The 22,227-nt window shown below is 65.8% G+C and carries 25 protein-coding genes; 5 read left to right on the plus strand and 20 right to left on the minus strand.

Features of this window, described 5'->3' with window-relative positions:
* Window positions 1–157 precede the first annotated feature (157 nt).
* The gene (locus H5P29_RS23810) at window positions 158–361 is read left to right on the plus strand and encodes a hypothetical protein (protein ID WP_154385052.1); all 204 of its coding nucleotides are present in this window, start codon (window positions 158–160) and stop codon (window positions 359–361) included.
* Window positions 362–716: 355 nt separating this feature from the next.
* Here the strand turns inward: H5P29_RS23810 and H5P29_RS23815 are convergent, their stop codons facing one another.
* Together H5P29_RS23815 and H5P29_RS23820 are read right to left on the minus strand one after the other, a co-directional pair.
* Window positions 717–1,511, minus strand: coding sequence for an anti-sigma factor (locus H5P29_RS23815; protein WP_154385051.1), 795 nt, complete (start codon window positions 1,509–1,511; stop codon window positions 717–719).
* Window positions 1,508–2,026 carry a sigma-70 family RNA polymerase sigma factor gene (locus H5P29_RS23820; protein ID WP_154385050.1) on the minus strand — a complete coding sequence of 173 codons (519 nt, stop codon included), beginning with the start codon at window positions 2,024–2,026 and terminating at the stop codon, window positions 1,508–1,510. Before H5P29_RS23820 ends, H5P29_RS23815 begins: the two co-directional genes overlap by 4 nt.
* A 247-nt stretch (window positions 2,027–2,273) precedes the next feature.
* Between H5P29_RS23820 and H5P29_RS23825 the strand changes: the two genes are divergently transcribed.
* Window positions 2,274–3,515: an MFS transporter gene (locus tag H5P29_RS23825; protein ID WP_371818588.1), complete on the plus strand. Its 1,242-nt coding sequence runs from the start codon at window positions 2,274–2,276 to the stop codon at window positions 3,513–3,515.
* 53 nt (window positions 3,516–3,568) lie between these two features.
* Here H5P29_RS23825 and H5P29_RS23830 read toward each other — a convergent pair whose 3' ends face one another.
* The 15 genes from H5P29_RS23830 to H5P29_RS23900 form a co-directional block, all read right to left on the minus strand.
* Entirely contained in the window at window positions 3,569–3,994 is a 426-nt protein-coding gene (locus tag H5P29_RS23830; protein ID WP_185910182.1) for a type II toxin-antitoxin system VapC family toxin, read from the minus strand.
* Window positions 3,991–4,236, minus strand: coding sequence for a type II toxin-antitoxin system VapB family antitoxin (locus H5P29_RS23835; RefSeq protein WP_154385048.1), 246 nt, complete (start codon window positions 4,234–4,236; stop codon window positions 3,991–3,993). Before H5P29_RS23835 ends, H5P29_RS23830 begins: the two co-directional genes overlap by 4 nt.
* Before the next feature lie 74 nt (window positions 4,237–4,310).
* Window positions 4,311–4,775, minus strand: coding sequence for a hypothetical protein (locus H5P29_RS23840; protein WP_154385047.1), 465 nt, complete (start codon window positions 4,773–4,775; stop codon window positions 4,311–4,313).
* A 183-nt stretch (window positions 4,776–4,958) separates the two neighbouring features.
* Window positions 4,959–5,594, minus strand: coding sequence for an outer membrane protein (locus H5P29_RS23845; RefSeq protein ID WP_154385046.1), 636 nt, complete (start codon window positions 5,592–5,594; stop codon window positions 4,959–4,961).
* A gap of 352 nt (window positions 5,595–5,946) precedes the next feature.
* Window positions 5,947–8,688 (minus strand): DUF2339 domain-containing protein, encoded by a 2,742-nt coding sequence (locus tag H5P29_RS23850; RefSeq protein WP_154385045.1) that lies wholly within the window; start codon window positions 8,686–8,688, stop codon window positions 5,947–5,949.
* Window positions 8,689–8,714: 26 nt separating this feature from the next.
* Entirely contained in the window at window positions 8,715–9,233 is a 519-nt protein-coding gene (locus H5P29_RS23855; RefSeq protein ID WP_154385044.1) for a PaaI family thioesterase, read from the minus strand.
* Window positions 9,230–10,006: a DNA repair protein RecO gene (gene recO / locus H5P29_RS23860; protein WP_154385043.1), complete on the minus strand. Its 777-nt coding sequence runs from the start codon at window positions 10,004–10,006 to the stop codon at window positions 9,230–9,232. Before recO ends, H5P29_RS23855 begins: the two co-directional genes overlap by 4 nt.
* Before the next feature lie 81 nt (window positions 10,007–10,087).
* A complete protein-coding gene (locus tag H5P29_RS23865; RefSeq protein WP_067964187.1) occupies window positions 10,088–11,269 on the minus strand; it encodes an MFS transporter in 1,182 nt (393 codons plus the stop codon).
* A gap of 165 nt (window positions 11,270–11,434) precedes the next feature.
* The gene (locus H5P29_RS23870; RefSeq protein ID WP_154385042.1) at window positions 11,435–11,755 is read right to left on the minus strand and encodes an SH3 domain-containing protein; all 321 of its coding nucleotides are present in this window, start codon (window positions 11,753–11,755) and stop codon (window positions 11,435–11,437) included.
* Window positions 11,756–11,876: 121 nt separating this feature from the next.
* On the minus strand, window positions 11,877–13,226 hold the full coding sequence (locus tag H5P29_RS23875; RefSeq protein ID WP_154385041.1) for a PepSY domain-containing protein: 1,350 nt from the start codon (window positions 13,224–13,226) through the stop codon (window positions 11,877–11,879).
* 54 nt (window positions 13,227–13,280) lie between these two features.
* Entirely contained in the window at window positions 13,281–13,673 is a 393-nt protein-coding gene (locus tag H5P29_RS23880; protein WP_185910183.1) for a DUF2946 family protein, read from the minus strand.
* Between the two features lie 66 nt (window positions 13,674–13,739).
* Entirely contained in the window at window positions 13,740–15,059 is a 1,320-nt protein-coding gene (locus tag H5P29_RS23885; protein ID WP_154385039.1) for an MFS transporter, read from the minus strand.
* A gap of 84 nt (window positions 15,060–15,143) precedes the next feature.
* On the minus strand, window positions 15,144–15,419 hold the full coding sequence (locus H5P29_RS23890) for a metal-sensing transcriptional repressor (RefSeq protein ID WP_154385038.1): 276 nt from the start codon (window positions 15,417–15,419) through the stop codon (window positions 15,144–15,146).
* Between the two features lie 70 nt (window positions 15,420–15,489).
* Window positions 15,490–16,620, minus strand: a complete 1,131-nt coding sequence (locus tag H5P29_RS23895; RefSeq protein ID WP_154385037.1) for a DSD1 family PLP-dependent enzyme — start codon at window positions 16,618–16,620, stop codon at window positions 15,490–15,492.
* An 88-nt stretch (window positions 16,621–16,708) separates the two neighbouring features.
* Window positions 16,709–17,617, minus strand: coding sequence for an SDR family oxidoreductase (locus H5P29_RS23900; RefSeq protein ID WP_154385036.1), 909 nt, complete (start codon window positions 17,615–17,617; stop codon window positions 16,709–16,711).
* Window positions 17,618–17,707: 90 nt separating this feature from the next.
* On the opposite strand from H5P29_RS23900, the gene H5P29_RS23905 reads away from it, so the two are divergent.
* Both H5P29_RS23905 and H5P29_RS23910 read left to right on the plus strand, forming a co-directional pair.
* Window positions 17,708–18,280 (plus strand): TetR/AcrR family transcriptional regulator, encoded by a 573-nt coding sequence (locus H5P29_RS23905; RefSeq protein ID WP_154385035.1) that lies wholly within the window; start codon window positions 17,708–17,710, stop codon window positions 18,278–18,280.
* A gap of 155 nt (window positions 18,281–18,435) precedes the next feature.
* On the plus strand, window positions 18,436–19,941 hold the full coding sequence (locus tag H5P29_RS23910) for an amidohydrolase family protein (protein ID WP_154385034.1): 1,506 nt from the start codon (window positions 18,436–18,438) through the stop codon (window positions 19,939–19,941).
* 78 nt (window positions 19,942–20,019) lie between these two features.
* Here the strand turns inward: H5P29_RS23910 and H5P29_RS23915 are convergent, their stop codons facing one another.
* Both H5P29_RS23915 and H5P29_RS23920 read right to left on the minus strand, forming a co-directional pair.
* Complete coding sequence (locus tag H5P29_RS23915) at window positions 20,020–20,250, minus strand: DUF4287 domain-containing protein (RefSeq protein ID WP_154385033.1); 231 nt, start codon at window positions 20,248–20,250, stop codon at window positions 20,020–20,022.
* 28 nt (window positions 20,251–20,278) lie between these two features.
* Window positions 20,279–21,193: a DMT family transporter gene (locus tag H5P29_RS23920; protein WP_067964201.1), complete on the minus strand. Its 915-nt coding sequence runs from the start codon at window positions 21,191–21,193 to the stop codon at window positions 20,279–20,281.
* A gap of 49 nt (window positions 21,194–21,242) precedes the next feature.
* Here H5P29_RS23920 and H5P29_RS23925 point away from each other — a divergent pair, with 49 nt between their 5' ends.
* Window positions 21,243–21,794, plus strand: coding sequence for a MarR family transcriptional regulator (locus H5P29_RS23925; RefSeq protein ID WP_182574383.1), 552 nt, complete (start codon window positions 21,243–21,245; stop codon window positions 21,792–21,794).
* A gap of 32 nt (window positions 21,795–21,826) precedes the next feature.
* Here H5P29_RS23925 and H5P29_RS23930 read toward each other — a convergent pair whose 3' ends face one another.
* Window positions 21,827–22,222 (minus strand): hypothetical protein, encoded by a 396-nt coding sequence (locus H5P29_RS23930; RefSeq protein ID WP_154385032.1) that lies wholly within the window; start codon window positions 22,220–22,222, stop codon window positions 21,827–21,829.
* Window positions 22,223–22,227: the final 5 nt, after the last annotated feature.

Consider the following 22,227-nt stretch of genomic DNA (forward strand, 5'->3'; position numbering starts at 1 on the left):
CCTCGTCTGGGCAGGAGGAGCCCTGAAGGAATGACCTGCGAAGCGCTGGCGCGCGCCGCATTTGCCCTGCGCATTCACGCCTCGATTCGGGCCTTATTGTGTCATGGGCGGGGGCTGGTCGGGCATATGAATCTGATGGGGAGAATGGCGAAATCAGGTGGTGCCGGCACCCCCTGTTTCCCGATCTCGCCAACTGGTGATCGCCGTGTCGTGGTGGATGGATGAAGCCGTTGCCATCTCTCCCGGCTTGAACCTGATGGCGTGTGGCCACTCGACTGTCACGGCATGGCAGCTGGTGATCGCCATGTTGCGCATGTGGATGATCTGCAAAGCCGTTGCCGTCTCTCCCGGCTTCTCCTGATGGCATGTGGCCGTTCGACCGTCACGGCATGGATCCTAGGGTCTACGCAGTTCGCTGCGCTCCCTGCTTCGCCCTAGGATGACGAAGGCGCAGACGTTGTCGGCCAATCTCCGACGCTTGGCTCAAGGCTTCCGCCAACAGGAAACGTTGGCGATTGGCGGAGCGCTCCCGCACCTTCGTCATCCTGGGGCGGAGCAGGAGCGCAGCTCCGTCGCGGAGACCCCAGGATCCATGCCGTGACCTCCCAACGACCGCAGGCCATCAGGATCAGGCCGTCAGGATCAGGCCGTCAGGATCAGGCCATGACACTCAAGCCATTGCGCTCAAGAGAAACAAACACGACCAACGCCGACGCTCAAGTCCGCGCCTGCCCCGCCCCGGCGATCAATTGCTTGTAGGCGTTCCTGGCGACCGTTCCCATCTGCTCGGGCGGCAGCGTGCCGACGATGGCGCAGCCATAACCTTCATCCTGCCAGTAGACGGCCTCGGGGCCGCCACTCGCCAGGGTGAAGGTGCCCTTGCTCCGCTCGGTGCCTTCGGCCACGACATAGACCGAGATGCGGTTGCCGTCGGCGTCGGCATAAAGCATCAGCGCCGCGGTGGCGCCATCCGCCGGCACCAGGCGGCCGCCGAGCAGCGTGAAGCCGTCCTTGCTGAGATCGGGCGCCACCAGGGTGAGGCCAGTGCGTTTGGAGAGCCAGCCGGTCAGATAGGCCTGGTCGCTGCCGTCGACCTCGACCGGCCGGTTCTTGTCTGCGGCAAAGGTCTGGTGGGCGGCGATCGCCAATTGGGCCATGCGGTCGTCGGAATCGCCGCCGATGCCAAGGCCGTTCATGCCGGCAAGATAACCGCCGAGACCGCCTGCGATCAGCAATGAAGCTGCCGCCGCCATGCGCCACCACGGCGTCGCCTGCTTACGCCTGGGTCCCTCGCCATTGACCACAGCCTCCAGCCGCGCCGGCACCGGCTCCTCGAGCACGCCGGCAAACAAATTGCGCAAGGCGGCGTTGTCGGCAGCATAACGCAGGCTCCTCGCCTTCATGTCGGGATTGGCTTCCAGCCACATCTGGTAGGCGGCGCGCTCGTCCTCGGGCAGCTCGCCGTCGAGAGCCAGATGAATGTCACGGTCGGTGAAGCTGCGCGCGCTCATTTCTCGACGATCCTTATCGCCCGCCGGCGTGCCTGGTCGTCTAGCAGCCCGCGCAATTCCTCGCGGCCACGCGCGATGCGCGACATCAGCGTGCCGGCCGGCACGCCGAGCATGGTTGCGGCCTCGGCATAAGAAAAACCTTCGATCGCCACCATCACCAGTGCCGCGCGCCGGTCGGGGCTGATCTGCTGCAACGCGTCGACGATCTCGCGCGAGGCGACGCTCTCGGCCTGGATCGCCGGCGTTGCCAGCGCCTCGCTTGCCTCGAGCGGCAGGATCGCCGCTTCGCCGCGGCGGCTGACCTTGCGCATCTGGTCGATGAAGAGATGATGCATGATGGTAAACAGCCACCTCCTGGGGCTTTCTCCTGTTCGCCAGTTGTCCATGCGCAAAAGCGCGCGCTCGAGACTGTCCTGGACAAGATCGTCGGCGGAATCGCGGTCGCGCAGCAGCGCCCTGGCATAGCGGCGCAGGCGGGGGATTTCCTGAAGTATCGCTGCCTTCTTGTCGTCCATGAGCCGGGATCGCAAGCCGTCCTCTTCCACGCCGATTGAACGCGCCCAATTGAACGCGGCTTGTCGGCGCTGCGCAAGCACCCGGCCACGGCTTTCGCCACCCCGGCCACCCAAGCGCACAACTAACGAATGGCTGCGCCATTCTCTTCCCGACACATCAGAAATCTTGAACCATTTCCCTAGTTCAATTGATTTTGAACATCGCGGCGGATCGGGTAAAAACACTCCACTCACGGGAGACTTGACGATGACGGCAGCGGCGGTGAACACCAGGTCGGGGTCGAAAATACCCTGGCTCATCATCATTTGTGGCTGCCTGATCGCAGCGCTGACCTTTGGCCCGCGCTCGGCGATGGGCTTCTTCCAGCTGCCGATGCTTGCCGAAAAGGGCTGGGACCGCACCACCTTCGGCCTCGCCATGGCGATCCAGAACCTGTGCTGGGGCCTCGGCCAGCCGATCTTCGGCGCCATCGCCGACCGTTTCGGCAGCTGGCGCGTGCTGACGCTGGGTGCCGTGCTTTATGCGCTCGGCCTCTATCTGATGGCGCATGCCGACAGCGCCGGCATGCTGCATCTCGGCGGCGGCGTGCTCGTCGGCCTCGGTGTTGCAGCCGGCTCGTTCAGCATCGTGCTGGCCGCCTTCGCCCGCAACACCAACCCGCGGAACCGTTCGATCGTGTTCGGCATCGGCACCGCCGCCGGTTCCGCCGGCATGTTCATCTTCGCCCCGATCAGCCAGGGCCTGATCGACGCCTATGGCTGGTCCGACACGCTGGTCTACATGTCGCTCGCCATGCTGGTGATCCCGGTGCTGGCGATCCCGCTTGTCGGCAATTCGCGCTCCGGCAAGGTCTCGCAGGCCGAGATCGAACAGACGCTCGGTCAGGCGCTGTCGGAGGCCTTCGGCCACAAGAGCTATCTCCTTCTGGTCTCCGGCTTCTTCGTCTGCGGTTTCCAGGTCGCCTTCATCACCGCCCACTTCCCGGCCTATATCAGGGACATCGGCATCGATGCGCGTTATGCCGTGATCGCGCTGGCGCTGATCGGCTTCTTCAACGTCATCGGCTCGCTCGCCTCCGGCGTCATCGGCCAGAAATACTCCAAGCCGCATTTCCTCGCCTGGATCTATCTCGCCCGCTCGGCGCTGGTGACCGCCTTCCTGCTGCTGCCGCAGACGCCGACATCAGTCGTCGTCTTCGCCATCATCATGGGCCTGTTGTGGCTGTCGACGGTGCCGCCGACAAACGGCCTTGTCGCCATCATGTTCGGCACCCGCCATCTCGGCATGCTCGGCGGCATCGTCTTCTTCTCGCACCAGATCGGCTCGTTCCTCGGCGTCTGGCTCGGCGGCTATCTCTACGACCATTTCGGGTCCTACAACCCGGTCTGGTGGCTCGGTGTGATCCTTGGCCTCTTTGCCGCCGCCGTGCACTGGCCGATCAAGGAGCGCCCGGTCGCCCGGCCGGCGGTGCTGGCCCCGGCGGAGTGATCTGCCCATTGGCCTGACGTACCTGTCAGGCCAACTTGGCAAGGCAAGATCGGTCAGGCCACATCGGTCCTGGAAAAGTCGCTGCCCTTGTAGAGCAGCCTTGCGCCCAGCGACCTGGCGCAGGCATAGGCAAAACAGTCGCCGAAATTGAGGTCGGCCGGATGGCCGACCGCCTTGCCGTAGCGCATGCCGGCATCGATGGCGAGCGAACCGACATCGCTTGAGATCGCCATGTCCAGCGCCCCGATCTCGACAATGAAGTCATCGACCAGTTCACGCGCCCGCTCGACGAGGTCGGGCGTCGGCTTCCGTCCCGTAGGCTCGGCGGCAGCGCGAGCCAAGGCCATCACCGCCTCGAAGCGAACAAGTGGCGAAACATGAAAGGCGCTGGGCAGGTCGCCCAGCCGCTTGACCAGCTCTTCCCAGCCGGCTTCCTGGTTCAGTATGGCGACGATGACCGACGCATCGACGAACATCATTCGCCGTCCCACATCTCGTCGCTGAATTTCTTCATGTCGAAATCGCTGTTGGGCAGGCCGATGCCGGCAGCCCTGGCCTGCAATTTGGCCAACCGGTCGCGCAGCGGCACCTTGGCGCGGTTGCGCGCAAGTTCATGCAGAAGTGCTGTGCGCACCGCCTCAGTCTTGCTTACGGCACCCGAGACCGCCTGCAGCTCGGCAGCCAGGGCATCGACTTCATTGTCTCTGATGTAGAGCGGCATCTGAATATTCCTTGAAGATATTCAGATATCCCATTTTGCATATTCATTCAAGGCCACCACGCGACTGCCGGCCCTTATCGACAGTAGAAGCGCCGGCCGCCCTCGCCGATGAAGGTGTTGCTGCGGCGGTCGTAGCCGTAGCGCCGGTGGCACGGGCCGCTCCACTGGTCGCGCTGGCGATCCCGGGAATTCTGCTCGGCCACCGATCCGGCGACGATCGCGCCGACGGCGAGGCCGAGGATGCCGAGGCCGATGGCGGCTTCGGTGTCCTTGTCGCGCTTGTGGCGGTCGCGGCGATCCTGCCTGTCGCGCCAGCGCTCGCATTGGCGGCGCTCGTAGCGGTCACGCGGCCAGTCGCAGTCGATGTCGTCATCGTCGTCCCAATAGCCGCCACCGACCAGCAGCACCGGCGCGTTGCCGGTGTAGCTGCCGCCGGCCTGTGCCGGCAGGCTTGTGGGCAGGCTGCCGCCGGCCTGCGCCGGCAAGCTTGTGAGCAGGCTGGCGGCAATCGCGCAAGCCAGGATCCGTGACACGGACATGAGACATCCTTTCCGGGCCTAGCCCGGTCATCGAAAACAGGCCGATTGGGAGCTGGGCCTGTCTTCGATGTGATGGGTCAGCGTTGTCGGCGCGGCTCGCGTCCCCCTGGAGGACCGGGACGCTGGCCAGCGCCTTGACGGGCAATCTCCTCCCGGGCGACGTGAGCGCCCGGAAAGTGCTGATCAGAAGCCGTAGTTCAGGCCGAGCTTGACGCTGTGGCTGGCGAGGTCTTCGCTGCGTTTTCCGCCGCCCTTGACCACGGCGTTGACGTCGCCGTAGTTGACGTAGTTGTACTCGACACGGGCCCTGAGGCCGCCGTCGAAGGCCTGTTCGATGCCGCCGCCGACAAGGTAGCCGCCTTCCCACTTGTCGTCTGATATGACGTTGCCCTTGCCCTTGAACTTGGCCATCGAGTAGCCGGCCGTGCCGTAGACCAGCGTGCGGTCAAGCGCGACACCGGCGCGGACCTTGGCCGCACCGTTCCAGGTGCGCTGCAATTCGGCGCCGCCGCCGAGATTGTATTTCGAACCCTTGGAGTAGCTGCCTTCGAGTTCGGCGCCATAGACCATCGAGCCGGACTGGAAGTTGGTGCCGACCTGGCCGCCGAGCTGCCAGCCGCTCTTGTCGGCAAACGGGTTCGGGAAGCCCGAGGAGGCCGAGCCGAGATGGACGCCGGCATAGGTGCCCGACCAGTCATAGGCCTGGTTGGAAAAGTCCTGCGGCGCCTCATAGTTCTGGGCGATATCAGCGGCCATTGCAGGCATGGCGAAAGGCGCGAGGCCCGCGAATACGACGAAAAACAGATTTCGCGTGGACATGATAGATCTTGCTCCGACATTTGCGTGGGGCTGCGAAGCAAAGCCTCGCAGCCCGTTGACGGGGCCTCGACGCAGCGGCAACGGGGGGAGAACCCGCCGGCCAAGTCCCGTGCACCATATCATTGGTTGCGAGCGTAACCTGAGCCTTCTGCATTGCAGCAACATTGCATCGAATATAATAAAATCAACTATTTAGCGGTAACCTTTCGGTAATCTTCATTAAGCCTTTCTTGGGCTGACACGCGCGGACAGGCGGCGGCCCGGGATCAACCGAACCGCAGCTGAAGGCAACGCGTCGTGAAGATTGGCTCGCTGGAAGCGAGGCCGGCGCTGACACGCCGGCCCGACAGGTTCAGCGTGCCGCCCGCGTCAGCAGGCGCTGGTAGAACAGGCCGATGCCGATCAGCACGCCGCCCAGGCCGATGAAGGACAGCGCCCGCAGCACGCCTTCCAGTTCGGACATGTCGAACAAAAAGACCTTGGCCACCGCGATCGAGATCAGCGCTGCCGAGGCGATGCGCAGGACCTGCGACTTCAGCGTCACGCCGGCGACGAGCAGACCGACGCCCATGACCAGCCACAGCGCCGAATAGCTGTAGGTCTCGACCTGACCCAGCCCGGCCCACATGCCGATATGCTCGCCCTGGAACAGGCGCCGGACCGACAGCGTGGCATAGGCAAAGACCAGCAGGGCTGCGACCAGCGCCAGCATCGCCGAATACCAGTGCGGCCGCTTGTTGCGGGCATAAAGCGCGAGGCCGGCAGCGGCGGCCGCCGGCAGCAGATAGGCGAGGAACAACAGGTTGAAGAAGACGATGGTGCCGGTGTTTTCGTTGGTGAACAGCGGATTGAGCACCAGGAAGTGCTGGCCGACGATCGACAGCACCGACACGACGCCGATGCCGAGCGAGCCGTAGCGCAGCACCGGGCTCGGCGAGCGCATGTCGAGCGCCACCAGCATGGCGCCACCGCCAAGCGCGATCAGCGTGTAGATCGCCTGTTCGGCCAGCGTCGGCACGTCGGAGGTGATGACGCCGCCATTCATCGCGTGACGCACCAGCATCGCCAGCGTCAAAAGCGCAAACAATGCCGCCACCGCCTCCATCACCAGCCGCGGCCGGCCATTGGTGGTGCGCGCCAGTTGCCAGGCGGCAAAACCGAAGGCTGCCGCCGGGATGCCATAGCCCGGCAGGATCCAGTTGAACACAGGCGTGGTACCCAGCACGTCGGCGCCAACGATGGTCGGGTCGAAGGCGATGCGCGCCAGCACGGCAACGGCCGCAGCCACGCTCAGCCAGCCGAGCACCGGATAGGAGCGCTGCCTGGTCGCCAGCGCCGGCAGTGCGGCGGCAGCCCCCAGCAGCACCGTCGTCCAGCCCGAGCCGAAACCCATATGCAGGGCGAGCAGCAGCGACACCCCTGCCCCGCCAAGGGCGAAGGACACGGCATGCCCTCCGGCCAGCGGCGGCTGCTCGCTGCGGGCGATCCATTCGCCGCCGGCAACGAAGGCGGCAACCATGGCAACGGCGAGAAGCGCGCGCAGGAGATCGCGGTCGGGATTGCCATAAGCGAGCCAGAGCGAGAACAGCACCGCCAGCGGCACGGCAACGCCCCAGCCGGCCCAGGACGCCGCACGCCAAGGAGCTGCTACGACCTCGCGCCGTGCGTTCCACAGGCCGGCCGCTGCAAAGACCAGCCCGAGCAGCCAGCCGATCGGCGTCAGCGACGAGCCGGCGACCTCGATCGGCAGCCCCTCGACGGTCAGCGCGCCGATCGGCAGGTCGAGGTCGAAGGTGCCGCCCAGCGCGTTGCGCAGATAGACCAGCACCGAGGCGATGCCTGCGGCAAACAGCAAGGACAAGGCTTGCGGGCGATACAGCGCCACCGCCAGCATGCCGACCAGAAGGATGGTGCCGCGCAGCGGTCCGCCAAGCGAGGCATAGGTCGGGTGGATGAACAGCACGACGGCGGTCACGGCGACGAAAAAGGCCGGCACCATGGACGGCCAGTCGAGCGCCGATGGCTCCTCGTCGCGGCCGAGCCACACAAACGCAAGCGCGCCCAGCGTCACCGCGCTGATGAACAGCACGACGGCGAAGCTCGCCAGCGGGGCGTCGGCGAGATAGAGCAGCGTCCACAGGCCGGTGCCGATGAAGGCAGCGCCCATCAAAAGCGACCAGCGGCGGATACGGGCAACGGCTGATGTCGCCACCAGGACGATGGCGAGATAGCCGAACAGCGCCCAGTAGCTCGGCGCCGTAGATGCCACCAGCACCGGCGTCACCATCGAGCCGAGAAGGCCGAGCCCGGCCAGCGCCTGGCCGTGGGCAAGGGCCGCGGCAATCGTCGCGACACCGACGATGCCCAGAAGCACGAAGGCCGGGCCGGCGCCGATGAAGCCGTAAATGCCATGCGCGGCATAGATGGTGCCGAACAGGGTGAAGGCGCCCGCCGCCGTCAGGATCGCCGGAATATAGGCATTGGAGCCATTCTGGATCGGCACGCGGTAGCCGGTGCGGCGGATGAATTCGCCGCCGCCGACAAGCACCAGTCCGAGCAGTGCGGCCATGCTCAAGCGCAGGCCGGGACCGAAGATGCCGGATTCGATGGAAACCTTGATCAGGAACACGGCGCCGAAGGCCAGCGCCAGGCCGCCGACCCACACCGCCCAGCGGGTGCCGAGCGTTGTTTCAATGTCGGGCGCAGCACGCGCGGCTGCCTGTGCCGGCGCGGCGCGAGCGGCCGCCCACGGCCCGGAAGCTGCCGCATCCGCCTCGACATTCGCCGCCACGGGAAGCTCTTCGGCAGGGGCTGTCTCCGGTATCGTTTCCGGCGCCGCTGCCGCGGTGGGCTGTTCAGCCGCCGCCGGCGCCTCGGGCACCTCGCTCACCGTCTCGGCCGCGACCTCCGCCGGCCTGACCTCCGCCGGCCTGGCCTCCGCCGCTTTGGCGGCAGGCGCCGGTGCGGCGCCCGACAGCACCAGCGAGCGCAGCGCGCCCAACTCGCGCTCGAGCAGGCCGAGCCGGCTCTGCTGCTTCGAAATGATGATGAACAGCGCCACGATGGCGATGACGCCCAACAGGCTCTCAAGCATGGCCGTTCCCCCTCAGATTGGCCGGCTTACCGCGCCGCCAGATTGGCGACCGGAAAGATCGAACATGTTTCGGTGCCGAAGGCGAGCAGCTTGCCGTCCTTGTCCTTCAGCGTCGCTTCCGACACGGCAAGCGTGCGGCCCTTGTGGATCACCCTGCCCTCGCAGACCACTTCACCGGTTTTCGGCGTGATCGGCCGGGTCAGGTTCACCTTGAACTCGACAGTCGTGTAGGCCTCGCCCTTGTCCAGCGTGCTGTGCACGGCGCAGCCCAGCGCCGAATCGAGCAAGGTCGCGGCCCAGCCGCCATGCACCGTGCCGAGCGGGTTGAGATGGCGGTCGCCTGGCAGCCCACGAAACACCGCGCGGCCCGTTTCGACCTCGGTCAGGCCGAAATTCATCGCAGCCGCGATCGGCGGCGCGGGGTAGAGCCCGTCGACGACGCGCTGCAAAAGCTCGGTGCCGGAATAGAGATGCACGTCCTCATGCGGGATCGTGCCCAGGCCAAGCGGAGACACCAGGCCGGGGAACAGTTCGACTTCGCTCATGCGGCAGTGTCTCCATGGGAAATCGCGCCGGGCGAGATGGCTCGGGCGGCGTGGAATTTCCGCAGCGCCGTCAGAAGCCCGCCGCGCGCATCCGGCGGCTCGATGCCGCGCGGCTCGTAGACATGGCGGGCAAAGAAGAAGCTCGACAGCCGGAAGGCATCCTCGATGGCCTTGAGGTCGGCGCCCTGCCGCGCCCCGCGCTGCAGGAAATGTGGCAGCGGCAGCAGCTTGTCGCGCCATGGCTCGCCGGCGGCGCGCGACACGGCGCGGCCCGACTTCGGCGAGACATAGGTCAGCTCCTCGAGCGCGCCGGTGGCGGCGCATTCGGTGAGATCGAGGCCGAAGCCGAGTTCATCGAGCACCAGCAGCTCGAAGCGCACGACGAGTTCGCCGACGGCGTCGGCATCGCTCAGATGTTCGATCAGGATCGCCAGCGTCTCGTAGAGGCCGGCATGCGGGTCGCGCTCGGGCAACAGCCGGAGATGGGCGGCGAGTGTCTGCAGCGCATAGACGGCAACCGCGCTGTCGATCAGCCTGGCTGCGTTGAGCTCGATCGGCTCGGCCTGGAAGGTGCCGAGATGTTCGTCGAGGCGGGCGCGCCAGATCAGCTCGACGCGGTTGCCGGCCTGCAGCACCGGCTGCTGCTTGCGCGAGCGGCCGCCGCGCACCAGGCCGAGATGCCGGCCATGGGCGCGCGTCATCACCTCCAGCACGGCGGAGGTTTCGCCATGCCTGCGGGTGCCGAGGATGATTCCTTCGTCGCGCCACTCCATGGCCGGACCATCAGCCGGTTGAGCGACGAAATCAAGAACTATGGCTGGCCAAGACGGTTGGCCGGAACCAGGCCCGGCGGCTCAGCGCTCGGGCAGCGGCGGGATCAGTGCCAGCAGCAGCAACGCGCCCAACACCAGTGCCGCTGCGGCGAGCGCCAGCGGCAACAGGCCAAGCGTGATGAAGGGCGCGACGACTGCCGTGCCGGCCGCCGTCGTGCCGAGGATGGCGACAACCACGAGGGCTGCGCCGCGGGCATCGTCACCATGCGCGGCAACCACCGCGCGGTGGAAGCCGGGCGGACCACGGAAGCCGAGGCCGAAGTTGAACGGCACGAACAGTGCGGTCACCACCAGCGTGCTCGCCCCGCCGATCAGCGCATAGGCGAGCATCGCCACGCCGCCGAGGGCTGAAAGTGCAGTGCCGAACCAGATCATCCGTTCGGCGCCGAAACGCGCCGTCAGCCTGCCGGTGGCATTGGCGGCAACGATGAAGGTGGCGATGCCGGTCAGCTGCATGGCGATGAAATCGCTGAGCCCTGCGCCAAGGGCCGCGACGAACACCGTCGGTGCGGCAAAGACGATCACCAGAAGAGCCCCCAGGGTGAAGGCATGGCTCACCGCATAGCGCAGGAAGGTGGCGTTGCGCAGCAGATGGGCATAGCCGCCGCTGCGGCGGCCGCTGACGACAGCGGGCAGGTGCCGCCCAAGCGTGGCGACGGCCGCGGCAAGCAGCAGCGCGAGTGCGGCGATGACCTCGAACGAGGCATTCCAGCCGGCGACCGACAACAGCCAGACACCGGCTACCGGCGCCAAGGCAGGGGTCAGCGATTCGATGCTTCCGAGCAGGCCGAGCTTGCCTATGGCGCGCTCGTCGCCATAGAGCGCGCGGATCATGCCCGGTGCGAACACCGCCGCGGCCGATCCCGCCGCCCCTTGCAGGAAGCGCAGGCCGATCAGCATGTCGAGCGAGGTGCTGAAGCCGGCCAGCGCCGAGACCAGGCCATAGGCGACAAGCGAGCCGACCAGCAAGCGGCGCTGGTCATAACGCGCGCCGAGCGTGCCGAAGGCCAGCAGGCCAACTGCAGCGCCGGTGACGAAGGCCGCCAGCACGAATTGCGCCTGGGCATAGGTGCCGCCCAGCACCTCGGGCAAGCCAGGCACGGCCGGCAGCACGAGGTCGGTGCCGGCGATGCCGAGCACGGTGCTTGTCACGATGAGCGCAAAGGCGATGCCTGCATGGCCGCCATGCTTGCCGGTTGTCATTGTCTTGCCTGTTCTTGTCTTGGCCCAGCCTTGACCTTGGACCGATCCCGGTCTTGGGCCAGTCCTGGATCGAGGGCTTTTTCGGGACGGCGTCAGTGCCCCAGGACAGGCCACGGGTCAAGCAAAGCCGGTTGGTCCAGCTTGCTGGCGAAAGCCGTTCGAGCCTTACGGGCAGTCGCTGTCGCGGACAAAACGCGCCTTGACCCAGCCCTTGGTGGTGCGGTCGCCATTGTAATGGGTGACCGGGCACCAGCGGCTCGCCCAAGGGGCGCTCGCCGGCCGGCAGGCGGCGTCGAGATGGATGATGCCGTGCGTCTCAGGCGGCAGCACGTCGACGATGCGGGCATTGGCCGAGGGCCGCGCCCGCATGTTGAGCGCATCATTGCCAGCGACATTGACCACCACAAGGCAGCCCGGCCCCGAGGTCGCCATCACAGGCGTGGCGATGGTCAGCGTCAGCAGTGCTGCCAGAAATGCTCTCCGCATGTTGGTCCTCGCTTGCTCCCGGCCGATGACGCCGGCGCGTGAGCTTAGCCCGACGACTGAGCTGCGCCAAGGCGGCCGCCGCCGATCAAGCGGCGGCCGCCCCCCTGCCAGGCAAAGCATGTCAGGCGAAGCGTGGCCGCATCGCCCGCATTCCCGCCCAGTCGAGCGCCAGCATCACCAGCAGCGAAATGCCGACGAGCGGAAAGGCGATGCCGCCAATGGCGAGGATGGCGATCAGCCCGCGGAACACTTTCGGGTCCTCGGGCAGCGGCGGCACGCCGAGCGAACCGGCGGGACGGCGCTTCCACCACATCACCCCGGCAGAGACGGCCAGAAGCACGATGCCGAGGCAGGCGGCGAGCAGCACGAGCTGGGTGACCAGGCCGAACTCCTGGCCCATATGCACCGAGATGCCCCACTCCATCCATTTGCCGCCGAGGCCGTAGTCGGCAAAACCCATGTCGATCAGCGGCTCGCCGCTATACTGGTCGAGATGGATCACCCGCTGCTGGCTGGCAGCGTCAGGATAGACCGAGCCGGTGTAGACGACAGTGGGCTTGCCTGGGATCGCCACCGTATAGCCGCGATGCAGCCCGAGCCTGTCAAAAGTCTCGACGGCCCTGTTCAGCCCGATCGGCGTGCCCGCGGCAGCAGACGATTCCGGCAGCCTGGCCTGCTCCAGCGACCACGACGTCTTGGCGACATGGTCGAGATGTTCGCCCGACATCGGCACGTCGACGCGCACGCCGGAGGGGTAGCCGAAATTGCTGCCATTGGCCCATTCATTGACCTTCTCGCCCCAGACGCCCGACCATGGCATGCCTGTTATCGCCAGGAAGACGATGAAGACGCCAACGAACAGGCCGGTCACCGCATGCAGGTCGCGCCAGAACATGCGGTTTTCCGGCTTGCCGCGCACGGTGACGACACCCTTCTTGCCGCGCGGCCACCAGAGATAGATGCCGGTGCCGACAAGCAGGATCGACCAGCCGCCGGCGAGTTCGATCACCATACGCGCGCCGTCGCCGAAATATTTCAGGCTGTGCAGATAGCGGATGGTCCACATGATGGTGCCGCGATCGGGCAAGGCGCCGAGCACGGCTCCGTCATAAGGGTTTACATAGACGGCGAGCTTGCCAAAATCGGCTGTGGCGACGGTGATCTCGGCCGAACTCTCAGGGGTCGCCGGGTCGAGATATTTCACCGCCGTGCCGGGATAGTTGGCGAGGGCGGCATCGACCATGATTTCGGGCGAGACTTTCGTCTGCGCGACGGTCACACGCTTGAGTTCGGAATAGACTGCCGTGTCGATCTCGTCCTTGAACAGATAGAGCGCGCCTGAAACGGCGAGCGTGATCATGAAGGGCAGCACCATCAGCCCGGCATAGAAGTGCCAGCGCCAGACGGCGCGGTAGAGGTTGGACGCGGAGCGCGCGACGGCGTTCTCCCGTCCGAGGGTCGTATCGGACATTTTTTTCTCCATATCGGTGGAAATGCCGGCCGCGCGGGTCGGCAGGTTTCGACGTCAGACGGAGAAGGACGGAGGCGCCCTCGCCTCGGCGATCAGGCCGCGTTGGCCTTGAGGTGCCGGCAGGCTTTGTTCGGCAATGACGGTGCCGGCGGCTTCGGGCCGTTCGAGAATGAAGGCAAGCTGCCCGCCCGGCAGGCCGGGCGTCGTCGCGACCGCCAGCTGGCAGAGCGTGCCGCAGGGACAGTCGGCCGGGCTGCGGGCGGGCTGCTTGTCGCCGCCGGCCGGGCCCATGCCCTCGATGGTGCAGATGACGCCGAGCGGATCAGCGGCGGAGGCGGCCATGGCGCCGGAGGCAAAACCCGAAAGCAGCGCCTGGAACACAAGCATGAAGGCGATCATGCCGGCGATGGCGCCAGCCGACAGCCTGTCCCGCAAGATGAGCCGCATCCCCTTCATGTCAGCGCCATGCCACAATGCCGCCGCAAAGTCACTGCGGCACGCGCGCTTGGCGCCTCAGCCGTGGCGCGGCCATTGCTGGTGCAAAGTGTCGATGACGAAGCCATGGGCATGGCGGTGGCCATGACGGTGTCCGCCTTCGCTCCAGTGCGGGTCGTCATCGGCGAGGCCATGATGGTGATGGTCGACGATGTCGGGGTCAGATGACGGCCACAGCGAGAGAGCCGTGGCGACCGCCGCAGCCGTGATGCCGGCCATGATGACGAAGGTCATGGGCAGGCCGACCGAAACGCCGAGCCAGCCGGCCAGCGGATAGGTGACCAGCCAGCAGGCATGCGACAGCGCGAATTGCGCGGCAAACAGCGCCGGCCTGTCCTCGGCATGCGACGAGCGCCGGAGCAGCCGGCCCGCCGGCGTCTGCGCCATTGAATAGCCGAGGCCGAGCAGGAACCACAGCGGCAGCAGCGACACAAAACCCTGGACCAGCGTGCCGGAAACAAGCCCGACAGCCAGAAGGGAAATGCCCGCCAGCATGATCGAGCGGTCCGGCACCCGGTCGAGAATTCTGGGCAGCATCAGTGCTGCCGTCATCGAGCCGGCGCCATAGGCGGCGAGCGCCACTGCGGTCGCCTTCTGCGTCAGGCCATACTCGCCCTGCACGATGACGACGGTGTTGACGATCACCATCGCGCCCGAGGCCGCCACCGCCATGCTGACCGCCAGCAGTCCCTGCAGCCTTGGCGTCGCCAGATAGATCTTCAGGCCGCGCGTCGTGCGCTCATAGATGCCGCGCGGCACCGACGGTTTCGGGCTCGGCAGCGTCACCGAGACCACGAGGGCTGCGGAGGCAAGAAAACCGATGACCGTGCCGGCGAACAGATCGTGGAAGCTGACCAGTGTCAAAAGCGCTGCCGCCAGGATGGGGCTGACAAGGCTCTCCAGATCATAAGCGAGCCGGGTCAGGGACAGCGCCCGCGTATAGTCCTTCTCATCGGGCAGCACGTCGGGAATCGTCGCCTGGAATGCCGGGGTGAAGCCGGCCGAGGCCGACTGCAGCACGAAGATCAGCACATAGACCTGCCAGACCTCGGTGACGAAGGGCAAAAGCAGCACCACCGCCGCGCGTACAAGGTCGAGGCTGACCAGCAGCGACCGCCTGGGCAGCCGCTCGGCAAAGGCTGCGGCCACAGGTGCGACGAGGACGAAGGCGATCATCTTGATCGCCAGCGCGGTGCCGAGCACGACACCCGCATCCGGTCCTGCCAGCTCATAGGCCAAAAGCCCGAGCGCCACGGTGGCAAGACCGGTGCCGAGCAGCGCGATCAGTTGCGCTGCAAACAGATGGCGATAGGTTCGGTTGGACAGGATCTGAAGCATGAGACGGGCTCTGGCGATAACAGGCGGCCCAAGGGCCAGTCAGGTCTTCGGCATCGGGCGCGGCGGCAGAACGGCCGGCGTGACCTAAAGATATTTGGTGATTTCCTTGAACGCGTCGATCGACTGGCGCTGCGCGCGCGGCAGGCTTCCGACCGCATCCTCCAGGCAATGGTCGAGATGATCCTGGATCAAGGTGCGCTTAGCCTGGCCGACGGCCTTTTCGACGGCATGAAGCTGCTGGGCGATGTCGAGGCACGGCCGGCCCGCCTCGATCATGGCGATGATGCCGCGCAGATGGCCCTCGGCCCGTTTCAGCCGCTTGATGGTGTCGGGATGGGAGGTATGAGTATGTTCTGACATGCCCAATTGCTATCCCCCCGGAGGGGATATGGTCAAGACCGGCTCGGCGCGAAACTGCGGGACAATTCCCTTACCAGCCGCGGAAGCGTGTCCAGTAGTCGAGCCCGCCACTTGTGGTGAGGACATGGTAGCCGTCGAACTGGGCCGCGGTGGCGCAGGCGTGGTTGGGCAGGATGCGCAGCATCGTGCCGACCGGCATGTCGGGCAGTTTCGCCCCGCTGCCCGGCCGGAGGGCGATGACGCCGTGCTCCTGGTTGGTGATAGTCACGATGAGGCCGTCGAGCACCTGGCCGTCGATGTCGCAGACCACGCCATATCCCTGGTCGATCGTCTGGGACGCGGTGCCGCGATCGCGCGACAGCGCCATCCAGCCGGCATCGATCATGATCCAGCCGCGCTCGTGCTGGTGGCCGATGACAGTGGTCAGCACCGACAGCGCGATATCCTCCAGCCCGCAGATGCCGATGCCTGTTTGCACCAGGTCGAAAAAGACATAGACACCGGCGCGCAGCTCGGTCACCCCAATGAGGTTGCGGGCGAAATGCGCCGTCGGTGTCGACCCGACGCTGACCACCGGACAGGCGAAACCGGCATCACCAAGCAGTGCTGCCGCCACGACCACGGCGTCGCGCTCCCGTTCGGCGAAAGCGATGAGGCTTGCCTCGCCGCGCGCGCCATAACTCTCGCCGGCATGGGTGACGACGCCGCGCAGTTCAGCACCGCCGTCGACAAGGATCCTGGCGATCTCGACGACCTTAGGGTCGTCAGGCGCGAGGCCGGATCGATGGCCGTCGCAGTCGATTTCGATCAAAGCGGGGATCGCGTGCCCCGCCTTGCGCGAGGCCTCGGCTGTGGCGCGCGCCTGGTCAAGCGAGTCGAGCACCACCACCAGATCGCAGCCCTTGGCCCTGATGGCGAGCACGCGCGGCAATTTCTGCGGCGCAATGCCGACGGCATAGAGGATGTCGGTGACGCCGGCCTCGGCGAAGACCTCGGCTTCCCGGAGCGTCGAGACCGTCGCGCCCTTGGCGTTGCGCAGCACGCGCCTGGCCGCGTCGACCGACTTGACCGTCTTCAGATGCGGCCGCGCCGACACTCCGAGCGCGGCCAGCCGGCGCTCCAGCCGCTCGATGTTGCGGAGCATGATCGTCTCGTCGAGGATCAGGCTCGGCGTCGCGAGATTTTCCAGACTGGCACCCATGACCGCATCCCCCATCAGGCGACGCCATGATAGCGCCGCCGGCCGGCCTTCGCCACGCGGTCGGACTGGCGGGAGCTGGAATGCGGGGTCAGCGATAACCTGTCGTGTCGGCCGGCTTGCCGGCATCCTGCACCTCGACGACGTAAGGCCAGGCGTTGGGCCGGGAGTTGTCGAGGTCGGTGAAGCCATAGATCTGCGCCAGGCCGCCGCTCGACAGCGACTGGCCGTTCCAGCGCGCCACATCGGGGTCGGTCGCAAGGGCCGCGACCGCACGGCCGACGAAGCGCGGCGTCTCGGAAATGGCGAAATGCGGGACGTTTTCAAGCGCGTCGCGCCAGTTGGCTTCGGTGACCCCGAAATGCTCCAGCATCATTTCCGAGCGCAGCCAGCCCGGCGTGATCGCCACCGAGGTCGCGCCATGCGGGGCAAGATCCTTGGCATGCGCCCAGGCCATGCGCAGCACCGCCGCTTTGCACAGGTCGTAGAAGGGTGACAGGCGATAGTTCACCGCATTGTATTCGGCGGTGCCGTCAGTGACCTCGACCAGGAGCCCGCCGGGCTTTTCGATCATCAGCGGCAGCGCGTGATGGGCGGTGATCAGATGGGTGTCGATCGACAGCCTCAGCATCCTGAGACCGTTGTCGAGATTGTGGTCCCACACCGGCTTGTTCCACTCGAACAGTTTTTCGCCGCCCCAGATGTCGTTGACCAGGATGTCGAGACGACCCTGTTCCTTGCGGATGCGCGCGACGAGATCACGCACCTCGTCGGAAACGAGGTGGTCGACGCGCACCGCAATGCCCGTGCCGCCAAGCGCCTCGATGGCCTCCGCCGTCTCCTCGATCGTCTCCGGCCGCTGGTATTCGGACTGGTGGTCGCGCGTCGTCCGCCCGGTGACGTAGACGGTGGCGCCGGCCGCGCCCAGTTCCGTGGCAATGCCCCTGCCCGCGCCGCGGCTGCCGCCGGCAACGAGCGCTACTTTTCCTTGCAGTGTCATCGATCTCTCCCGAGAGTGTTTCTTTCGCAGGCTGGTCATCGGCTTCGAAGCGATATATAAATGAATATTCGTTTATAAATAAAGGTCAAGATGCCCCGCCGTAAAACCCTGTCCGACGAAGAGGTCCTGGTCGCTGGCTCGCGGCTGCTGCATGAGCATGGCCCCGACGCGCTGACCTTCGAAAGCCTGGGGCGCGCCTGCGGCCTGTCGCCGGCGACATTGGTGCAGCGCTTCGGGACCAAAGCCAGGCTCAAGCAGGCAACGCTTCTGCATGCCTGGGACGGGCTCGACGCCAAGACGGCGGCGCTCGCCGCCTCGACGCCGAAAACGCCCGAGGGTGCAATCGCCTTGCTTGTCGGCCTGTCGGATTATGGCGGCATCGAAACCTATGCCGAAGGTCTCTTGGTGCTGCGCGAGGATCTGCGCGATCCCGTGCTCAGGGCGCGCGGCGCTGCCTGGAAGGCGGCACTGTCGGCCGCCCTCGACGAGCGCTTCACAGCTGTTGCCGCAGCGCCCATGGGCATCGGCCTGTTGATGGCCTCGCAGTGGCAAGGCTCGCTGTTGTGGTGGGGTTTCGACCCGCAGGGGCGGGTCGAGGATTTTGTCGCCGCCGGCCTGCGCGATTTCGTTGCGGCGGTGCTGGCCGAACCGACGTGGAAATGAGAGGGCTGGCATGGCACCCCGCAGCCTGCCGCGAGCCTGTTCGGCCACCTCATGAGCCTCTCCATAGCGCAGGGACACCTGCATTGACGCTAGGTTATTTTAGACTTAAAAAATTTAAGCTCAAAATAATTTGAGTGCTGATTGGGAGGAACTTTATGAGCCATTCCGGTTCCACGGATAGCGGAGCACCTGCATTGAAGATCGGCCGTCGTGGGTTTCTGAAGGCAACGCTGGCCATGGGCGCCGCCGCTGCCGCGCCCGTCGGCAGCAGTGCGCAGACCAAGGGCGCTGCAGCCGGAAATCCGGCATTGGGCAACGAGTTCGTCATTCGCGCCGGTCACATCCTGTCCATGGATGGGGACGTTGGTGATTTCGCCAGCGGCGAGGTTCACGTCAAGGATGGCCGGATCGTTGCGGTCGGCGAGAAACTGAGTGTTGCGGGGATCGAGGCGGTCGATGCCACCGACATGATCGTCATGCCTGGCTTCGTCGACACACATTCCCATCTCTGGAATGCCTTCCTGCGCGGTTCGATAAGAGGCGACGATCCGGTCCGGGGTTACTTCCCGACGACCAACAGGGCAGCCCCGCTGTGCACGCCGAACGACGCGTCCGCTTCGGCAAGGTTCGGGCTTCTGGAAGCGGTTCTCTCCGGCACCACCTGCATCAACAACTTCTGCCACAACACCCGTTCGGTCGAGCACGCCAACGCCGAGATACGCGCCTCGATCGATCTCGGAGTCCGCACTCGGTACTCCTATGGAACGCCAGGCCGCGGAGAACGCCTCGACACCAACGGCGTCGAAGCGGTGCGCAAGCAGTGGGCCACAGGACACCCCCTCATCACGATCGGCGTCAACCTCCAGACGCCCGCCCCGGACATCCTGAAAAGCGGCGGCGACGACGACAAGTTCGTCGCAGAAGCGCGGTTTGCAAAAGAGCTCGGATTGCCAATTTCGCTCCACTACGGCAATACCGCCCACGGGCTGGTTGCCTTCATGGACAAGCACGACTTGCTTGGGCCCCATATCCTCTTCATCCATACCCAAGGACTGACCGAAGAAGAGCGCAACACGCTCGTTGCCAAGAACGTGCAGTTCTCGATGTCGCCAGCGATCGAGATCCCCTACTCGACGGTCAGGAATGGCTACATTCAGTTCGCCGAGCTCGAGCAGTTGGGTGCGAGCCTCAGCCTGTCCGTCGACGCGTCGAGCGCCATGGCGACCGCCGACTTCTTCACCGTCATGCGGGCGCTGCAATGGTCCCACAAGCAGCGTGCCGACGTCGACCGGACGCTTGAGCCGAAACGGATCCTTGAAATCGCTACGCTCGGAGGCGCCAGGGCCCTCGGCCTCGATCGGGAGATCGGCTCGCTGACGCCGGGCAAGAAGGCCGACATCATTCTGGTCCGCAAGACCGATCTCAACATCGCGCCGGTGATCGATCCGTATTTCTCCCTGGTCTTCTCGGGAGGCGCACGCAACGTCGACACCGTCATCGTTGACGGCGTCCTGGTCGTGAAATCTGGCCAGCATGTCCGGGTCGACGGATCCGACGTGGTGGCGAAGGCCGAACAGGCCGGGCGTGCCATGCACGAAAAGCTCGAGCACATCATCGCCAACACGAAGGAAAGCGTCGAGCAGCTGAACAAAAAGGGATAGTGCGGGCCGGGCGCAGGTTTCGCCTGCGCCCGGATGCCTGATCTCGCAGCCAGACGAGTGTCCAGCAGACGGCGACAGCTACTTGTCGCCGGGCTTCCTCTTGCCGCTGAGCAGCGCATAGACCGCCATCGAATGGCCGTGGCCGAGGCCGAACTCGGAGCCCAGCCATTCGACGATCTGCCCGGCCTTCACGCCAGCCTTCAGCTTGCCGGCGTCGGAAAATCCCTTGCCGTCGGCGAGTGCGGCCAATTCCTCCGGTCCCTTGCCGGTCTTGGTCTTGATGGTGTCGAGATAGGCCTGGAAGGACATGTCGTTCTCCTCGTTGAAGTTTGATTGATCAGGCGCGCTTGCGGTTGGCCAGCACGCCGCCGGCGATGATCGCCGCCAGACCTGCGACCGACAGCACAGTCAGCACGTCGTTGAACAGCATGGCCGCCAGCACCACACCGAAGCCGGTGCCCCAATAGCCGAGCTGGCTGAAGAACACCGGCCCGCCGATCTCCTGCAGGCGGAAGTTGAGCAGATAGGACGAGGCTGACGTCGCGACCATGCAACCGATCCAGAACAGGATGTCGCGGTCGAAAAAGACCCAGCTCGACGGCGCCTCGAAGAACGGTGCCACCAGCGCCACCATCAGGCTCGAGCTCAACAGGATGCCGCAGGAAAAGGCGAGCGCCGACGAGCCCTTGGGCCAGTACGCCGTGCGGATGATGTTGCCGGCGGCGGCACAGGCCGGAACGATGATGCCGAGCAGCACCCAGACAGTCTGCGAGAAGTCGATCTCGGCCAGTTGCTGCTGCACCAGGGCCGCCATGCCGGCGAGGCCGATCAGGATGCCGGCGAAACGCCTGAAATACATGCGCTCGATGCCGAGGCCGGCGGCAAAGCTCATCGTCAGCAGCGGCGACAGCGAATAGACCGTCGAGGTGTAGGCCGGCCCGACCCGGTCGACGATGTAGTAGCCGAGCACCGTCGGCACGGTGAAGCTGATGATGCCGAGCACCAGATAGAGCAGGATGTGGCTGCGCTGGCGCGGAATGCCCTGCCCGGAAGCGGCGAGCAGCGGCAGCAGCACCATGCCGGCGCCGACATTGGCGACCAGCGCCAGCTGGAATGGCTGCATGCCGGCATTCAGCGCCGCCTTGGAGATCATGATGCGGGTGGCGAAGACCAGGCCGCACAAGGCCAGCAGGATCAGCGGCGAGCGCGCGGCATAGGACACCGGCAAACGAAGAACTTCCTGTTGCGTCATGGTCATCTCCGAGATATCTTAGCACTAAGATAAATATGGAATTATCTTAGTGTCAAGACATCTCGACGAGAATATTGGGGAACTGGCCGGCGACGGCCTGCAGGACGGCATCGATGCCCGCCGGGCGCAATGGGCCAGGGAACTGCCGCATCTCGACACGCGCGGCATGGCGATCCTCGGCCGCGCCCGCTGGATCACGCTTGCCGCCCGGCCCAAGATCGAGGCGATCTTCGCCTCCTACGGGCTCGACACCGGCGAGGCCGACGTGCTGTTCACGCTGCTGCGCTCGGGCCCGCCCTACCGGCTGCGTCCGACCGAGCTCTACAAGTCGATGATGATCTCGTCGGGCGGCGCCACCAACCGCATCGTCAAGCTGGTCAAGGCGGGCCTGATCAGGCAGGTCGCGTCCGATGGCGACGGCCGCAGCCTGCCGGTCGAATTGACCGAGGAAGGTCTTGCCCGTGCCCGCGAGGCCTTCGAGGCCGACATGGCGGTGGAAACGCTGATGCTCGAAAGCCTGAGCTGGGACGAGCAGGCGCAACTCGCGCGGCTGCTGCGCAAGCTGGCGCTGTCGCTCGGCAGTTCGCCGTCGCTGGAGTGAAGACCGTCGGCCCCGCCTCGCCGAGCCTTCGCTCAGGACTTCGTCCTGCGCGCCAGTTCCCGGTCGATCTGGCCGATCTCCCTACCCGCCTGCTCCAGTTTCAGCAGGCAGCCGAGGATGCGTCTTTGCAGCTCGCGCACGGGACCGCTGATTCGTGCTGCGTCCAGTCCGCCCATTCCCAGGCGCAGCAGCTCATAGGCGGCGATGGCCAGCGACAGGCCGCCGGTGACAGGCGAAGCGATGATCCCGATCACGAAGACGGTGCCGTCGGCGGCCAACCACAGGCCAGCCGACCGCAGTTCCGCCTTGCGGACCTTCAGCTCGGCCTCGAGCTGGTCGAGTTCGACCGAAATGGCTGATACTTCCGCCCGCCTGGCGGCCCGTTCCTTCAACAACTCTGCCTGGGGAAATCCGGCAAAGCGGGACATGACAG

The sequence above is a fragment of the Aminobacter sp. MDW-2 genome (assembly GCF_014250155.1).
In the GTDB taxonomy this organism is placed as follows: Bacteria; Pseudomonadota; Alphaproteobacteria; order Rhizobiales; family Rhizobiaceae; genus Aminobacter; species Aminobacter ciceronei.

Bases quoted from the DNA above. Each gene is read 5' to 3' on its own strand.
- H5P29_RS23815 (WP_154385051.1), bottom strand. From the start codon at position 1,511: ATGAGCGCGCGCAGCTTCACCGACCGTGACATTCATCTGGCTCTCGAC.
- H5P29_RS23820 (WP_154385050.1), bottom strand. From the start codon at position 2,026: ATGGACGACAAGAAGGCAGCGATACTTCAGGAAATCCCCCGCCTGCGC.
- H5P29_RS23825 (WP_371818588.1), top strand. From the start codon at position 2,274: ATGACGGCAGCGGCGGTGAACACCAGGTCGGGGTCGAAAATACCCTGG.
- H5P29_RS23830 (WP_185910182.1), bottom strand. From the start codon at position 3,994: ATGATGTTCGTCGATGCGTCGGTCATCGTCGCCATACTGAACCAGGAA.
- H5P29_RS23835 (WP_154385048.1), bottom strand. From the start codon at position 4,236: ATGCCGCTCTACATCAGAGACAATGAAGTCGATGCCCTGGCTGCCGAG.
- H5P29_RS23840 (WP_154385047.1), bottom strand. From the start codon at position 4,775: ATGTCCGTGTCACGGATCCTGGCTTGCGCGATTGCCGCCAGCCTGCTC.
- H5P29_RS23845 (WP_154385046.1), bottom strand. From the start codon at position 5,594: ATGTCCACGCGAAATCTGTTTTTCGTCGTATTCGCGGGCCTCGCGCCT.
- H5P29_RS23850 (WP_154385045.1), bottom strand. From the start codon at position 8,688: ATGCTTGAGAGCCTGTTGGGCGTCATCGCCATCGTGGCGCTGTTCATC.
- H5P29_RS23855 (WP_154385044.1), bottom strand. From the start codon at position 9,233: ATGAGCGAAGTCGAACTGTTCCCCGGCCTGGTGTCTCCGCTTGGCCTG.
- recO (WP_154385043.1), bottom strand. From the start codon at position 10,006: ATGGAGTGGCGCGACGAAGGAATCATCCTCGGCACCCGCAGGCATGGC.
- H5P29_RS23865 (WP_067964187.1), bottom strand. From the start codon at position 11,269: ATGACAACCGGCAAGCATGGCGGCCATGCAGGCATCGCCTTTGCGCTC.
- H5P29_RS23870 (WP_154385042.1), bottom strand. From the start codon at position 11,755: ATGCGGAGAGCATTTCTGGCAGCACTGCTGACGCTGACCATCGCCACG.
- H5P29_RS23875 (WP_154385041.1), bottom strand. From the start codon at position 13,226: ATGTCCGATACGACCCTCGGACGGGAGAACGCCGTCGCGCGCTCCGCG.
- H5P29_RS23880 (WP_185910183.1), bottom strand. From the start codon at position 13,673: ATGCGGCTCATCTTGCGGGACAGGCTGTCGGCTGGCGCCATCGCCGGC.
- H5P29_RS23885 (WP_154385039.1), bottom strand. From the start codon at position 15,059: ATGCTTCAGATCCTGTCCAACCGAACCTATCGCCATCTGTTTGCAGCG.
- H5P29_RS23890 (WP_154385038.1), bottom strand. From the start codon at position 15,419: ATGTCAGAACATACTCATACCTCCCATCCCGACACCATCAAGCGGCTG.
- H5P29_RS23895 (WP_154385037.1), bottom strand. From the start codon at position 16,620: ATGGGTGCCAGTCTGGAAAATCTCGCGACGCCGAGCCTGATCCTCGAC.
- H5P29_RS23900 (WP_154385036.1), bottom strand. From the start codon at position 17,617: ATGACACTGCAAGGAAAAGTAGCGCTCGTTGCCGGCGGCAGCCGCGGC.
- H5P29_RS23905 (WP_154385035.1), top strand. From the start codon at position 17,708: ATGCCCCGCCGTAAAACCCTGTCCGACGAAGAGGTCCTGGTCGCTGGC.
- H5P29_RS23910 (WP_154385034.1), top strand. From the start codon at position 18,436: ATGAGCCATTCCGGTTCCACGGATAGCGGAGCACCTGCATTGAAGATC.
- H5P29_RS23915 (WP_154385033.1), bottom strand. From the start codon at position 20,250: ATGTCCTTCCAGGCCTATCTCGACACCATCAAGACCAAGACCGGCAAG.
- H5P29_RS23920 (WP_067964201.1), bottom strand. From the start codon at position 21,193: ATGACGCAACAGGAAGTTCTTCGTTTGCCGGTGTCCTATGCCGCGCGC.
- H5P29_RS23930 (WP_154385032.1), bottom strand. From the start codon at position 22,222: ATGTCCCGCTTTGCCGGATTTCCCCAGGCAGAGTTGTTGAAGGAACGG.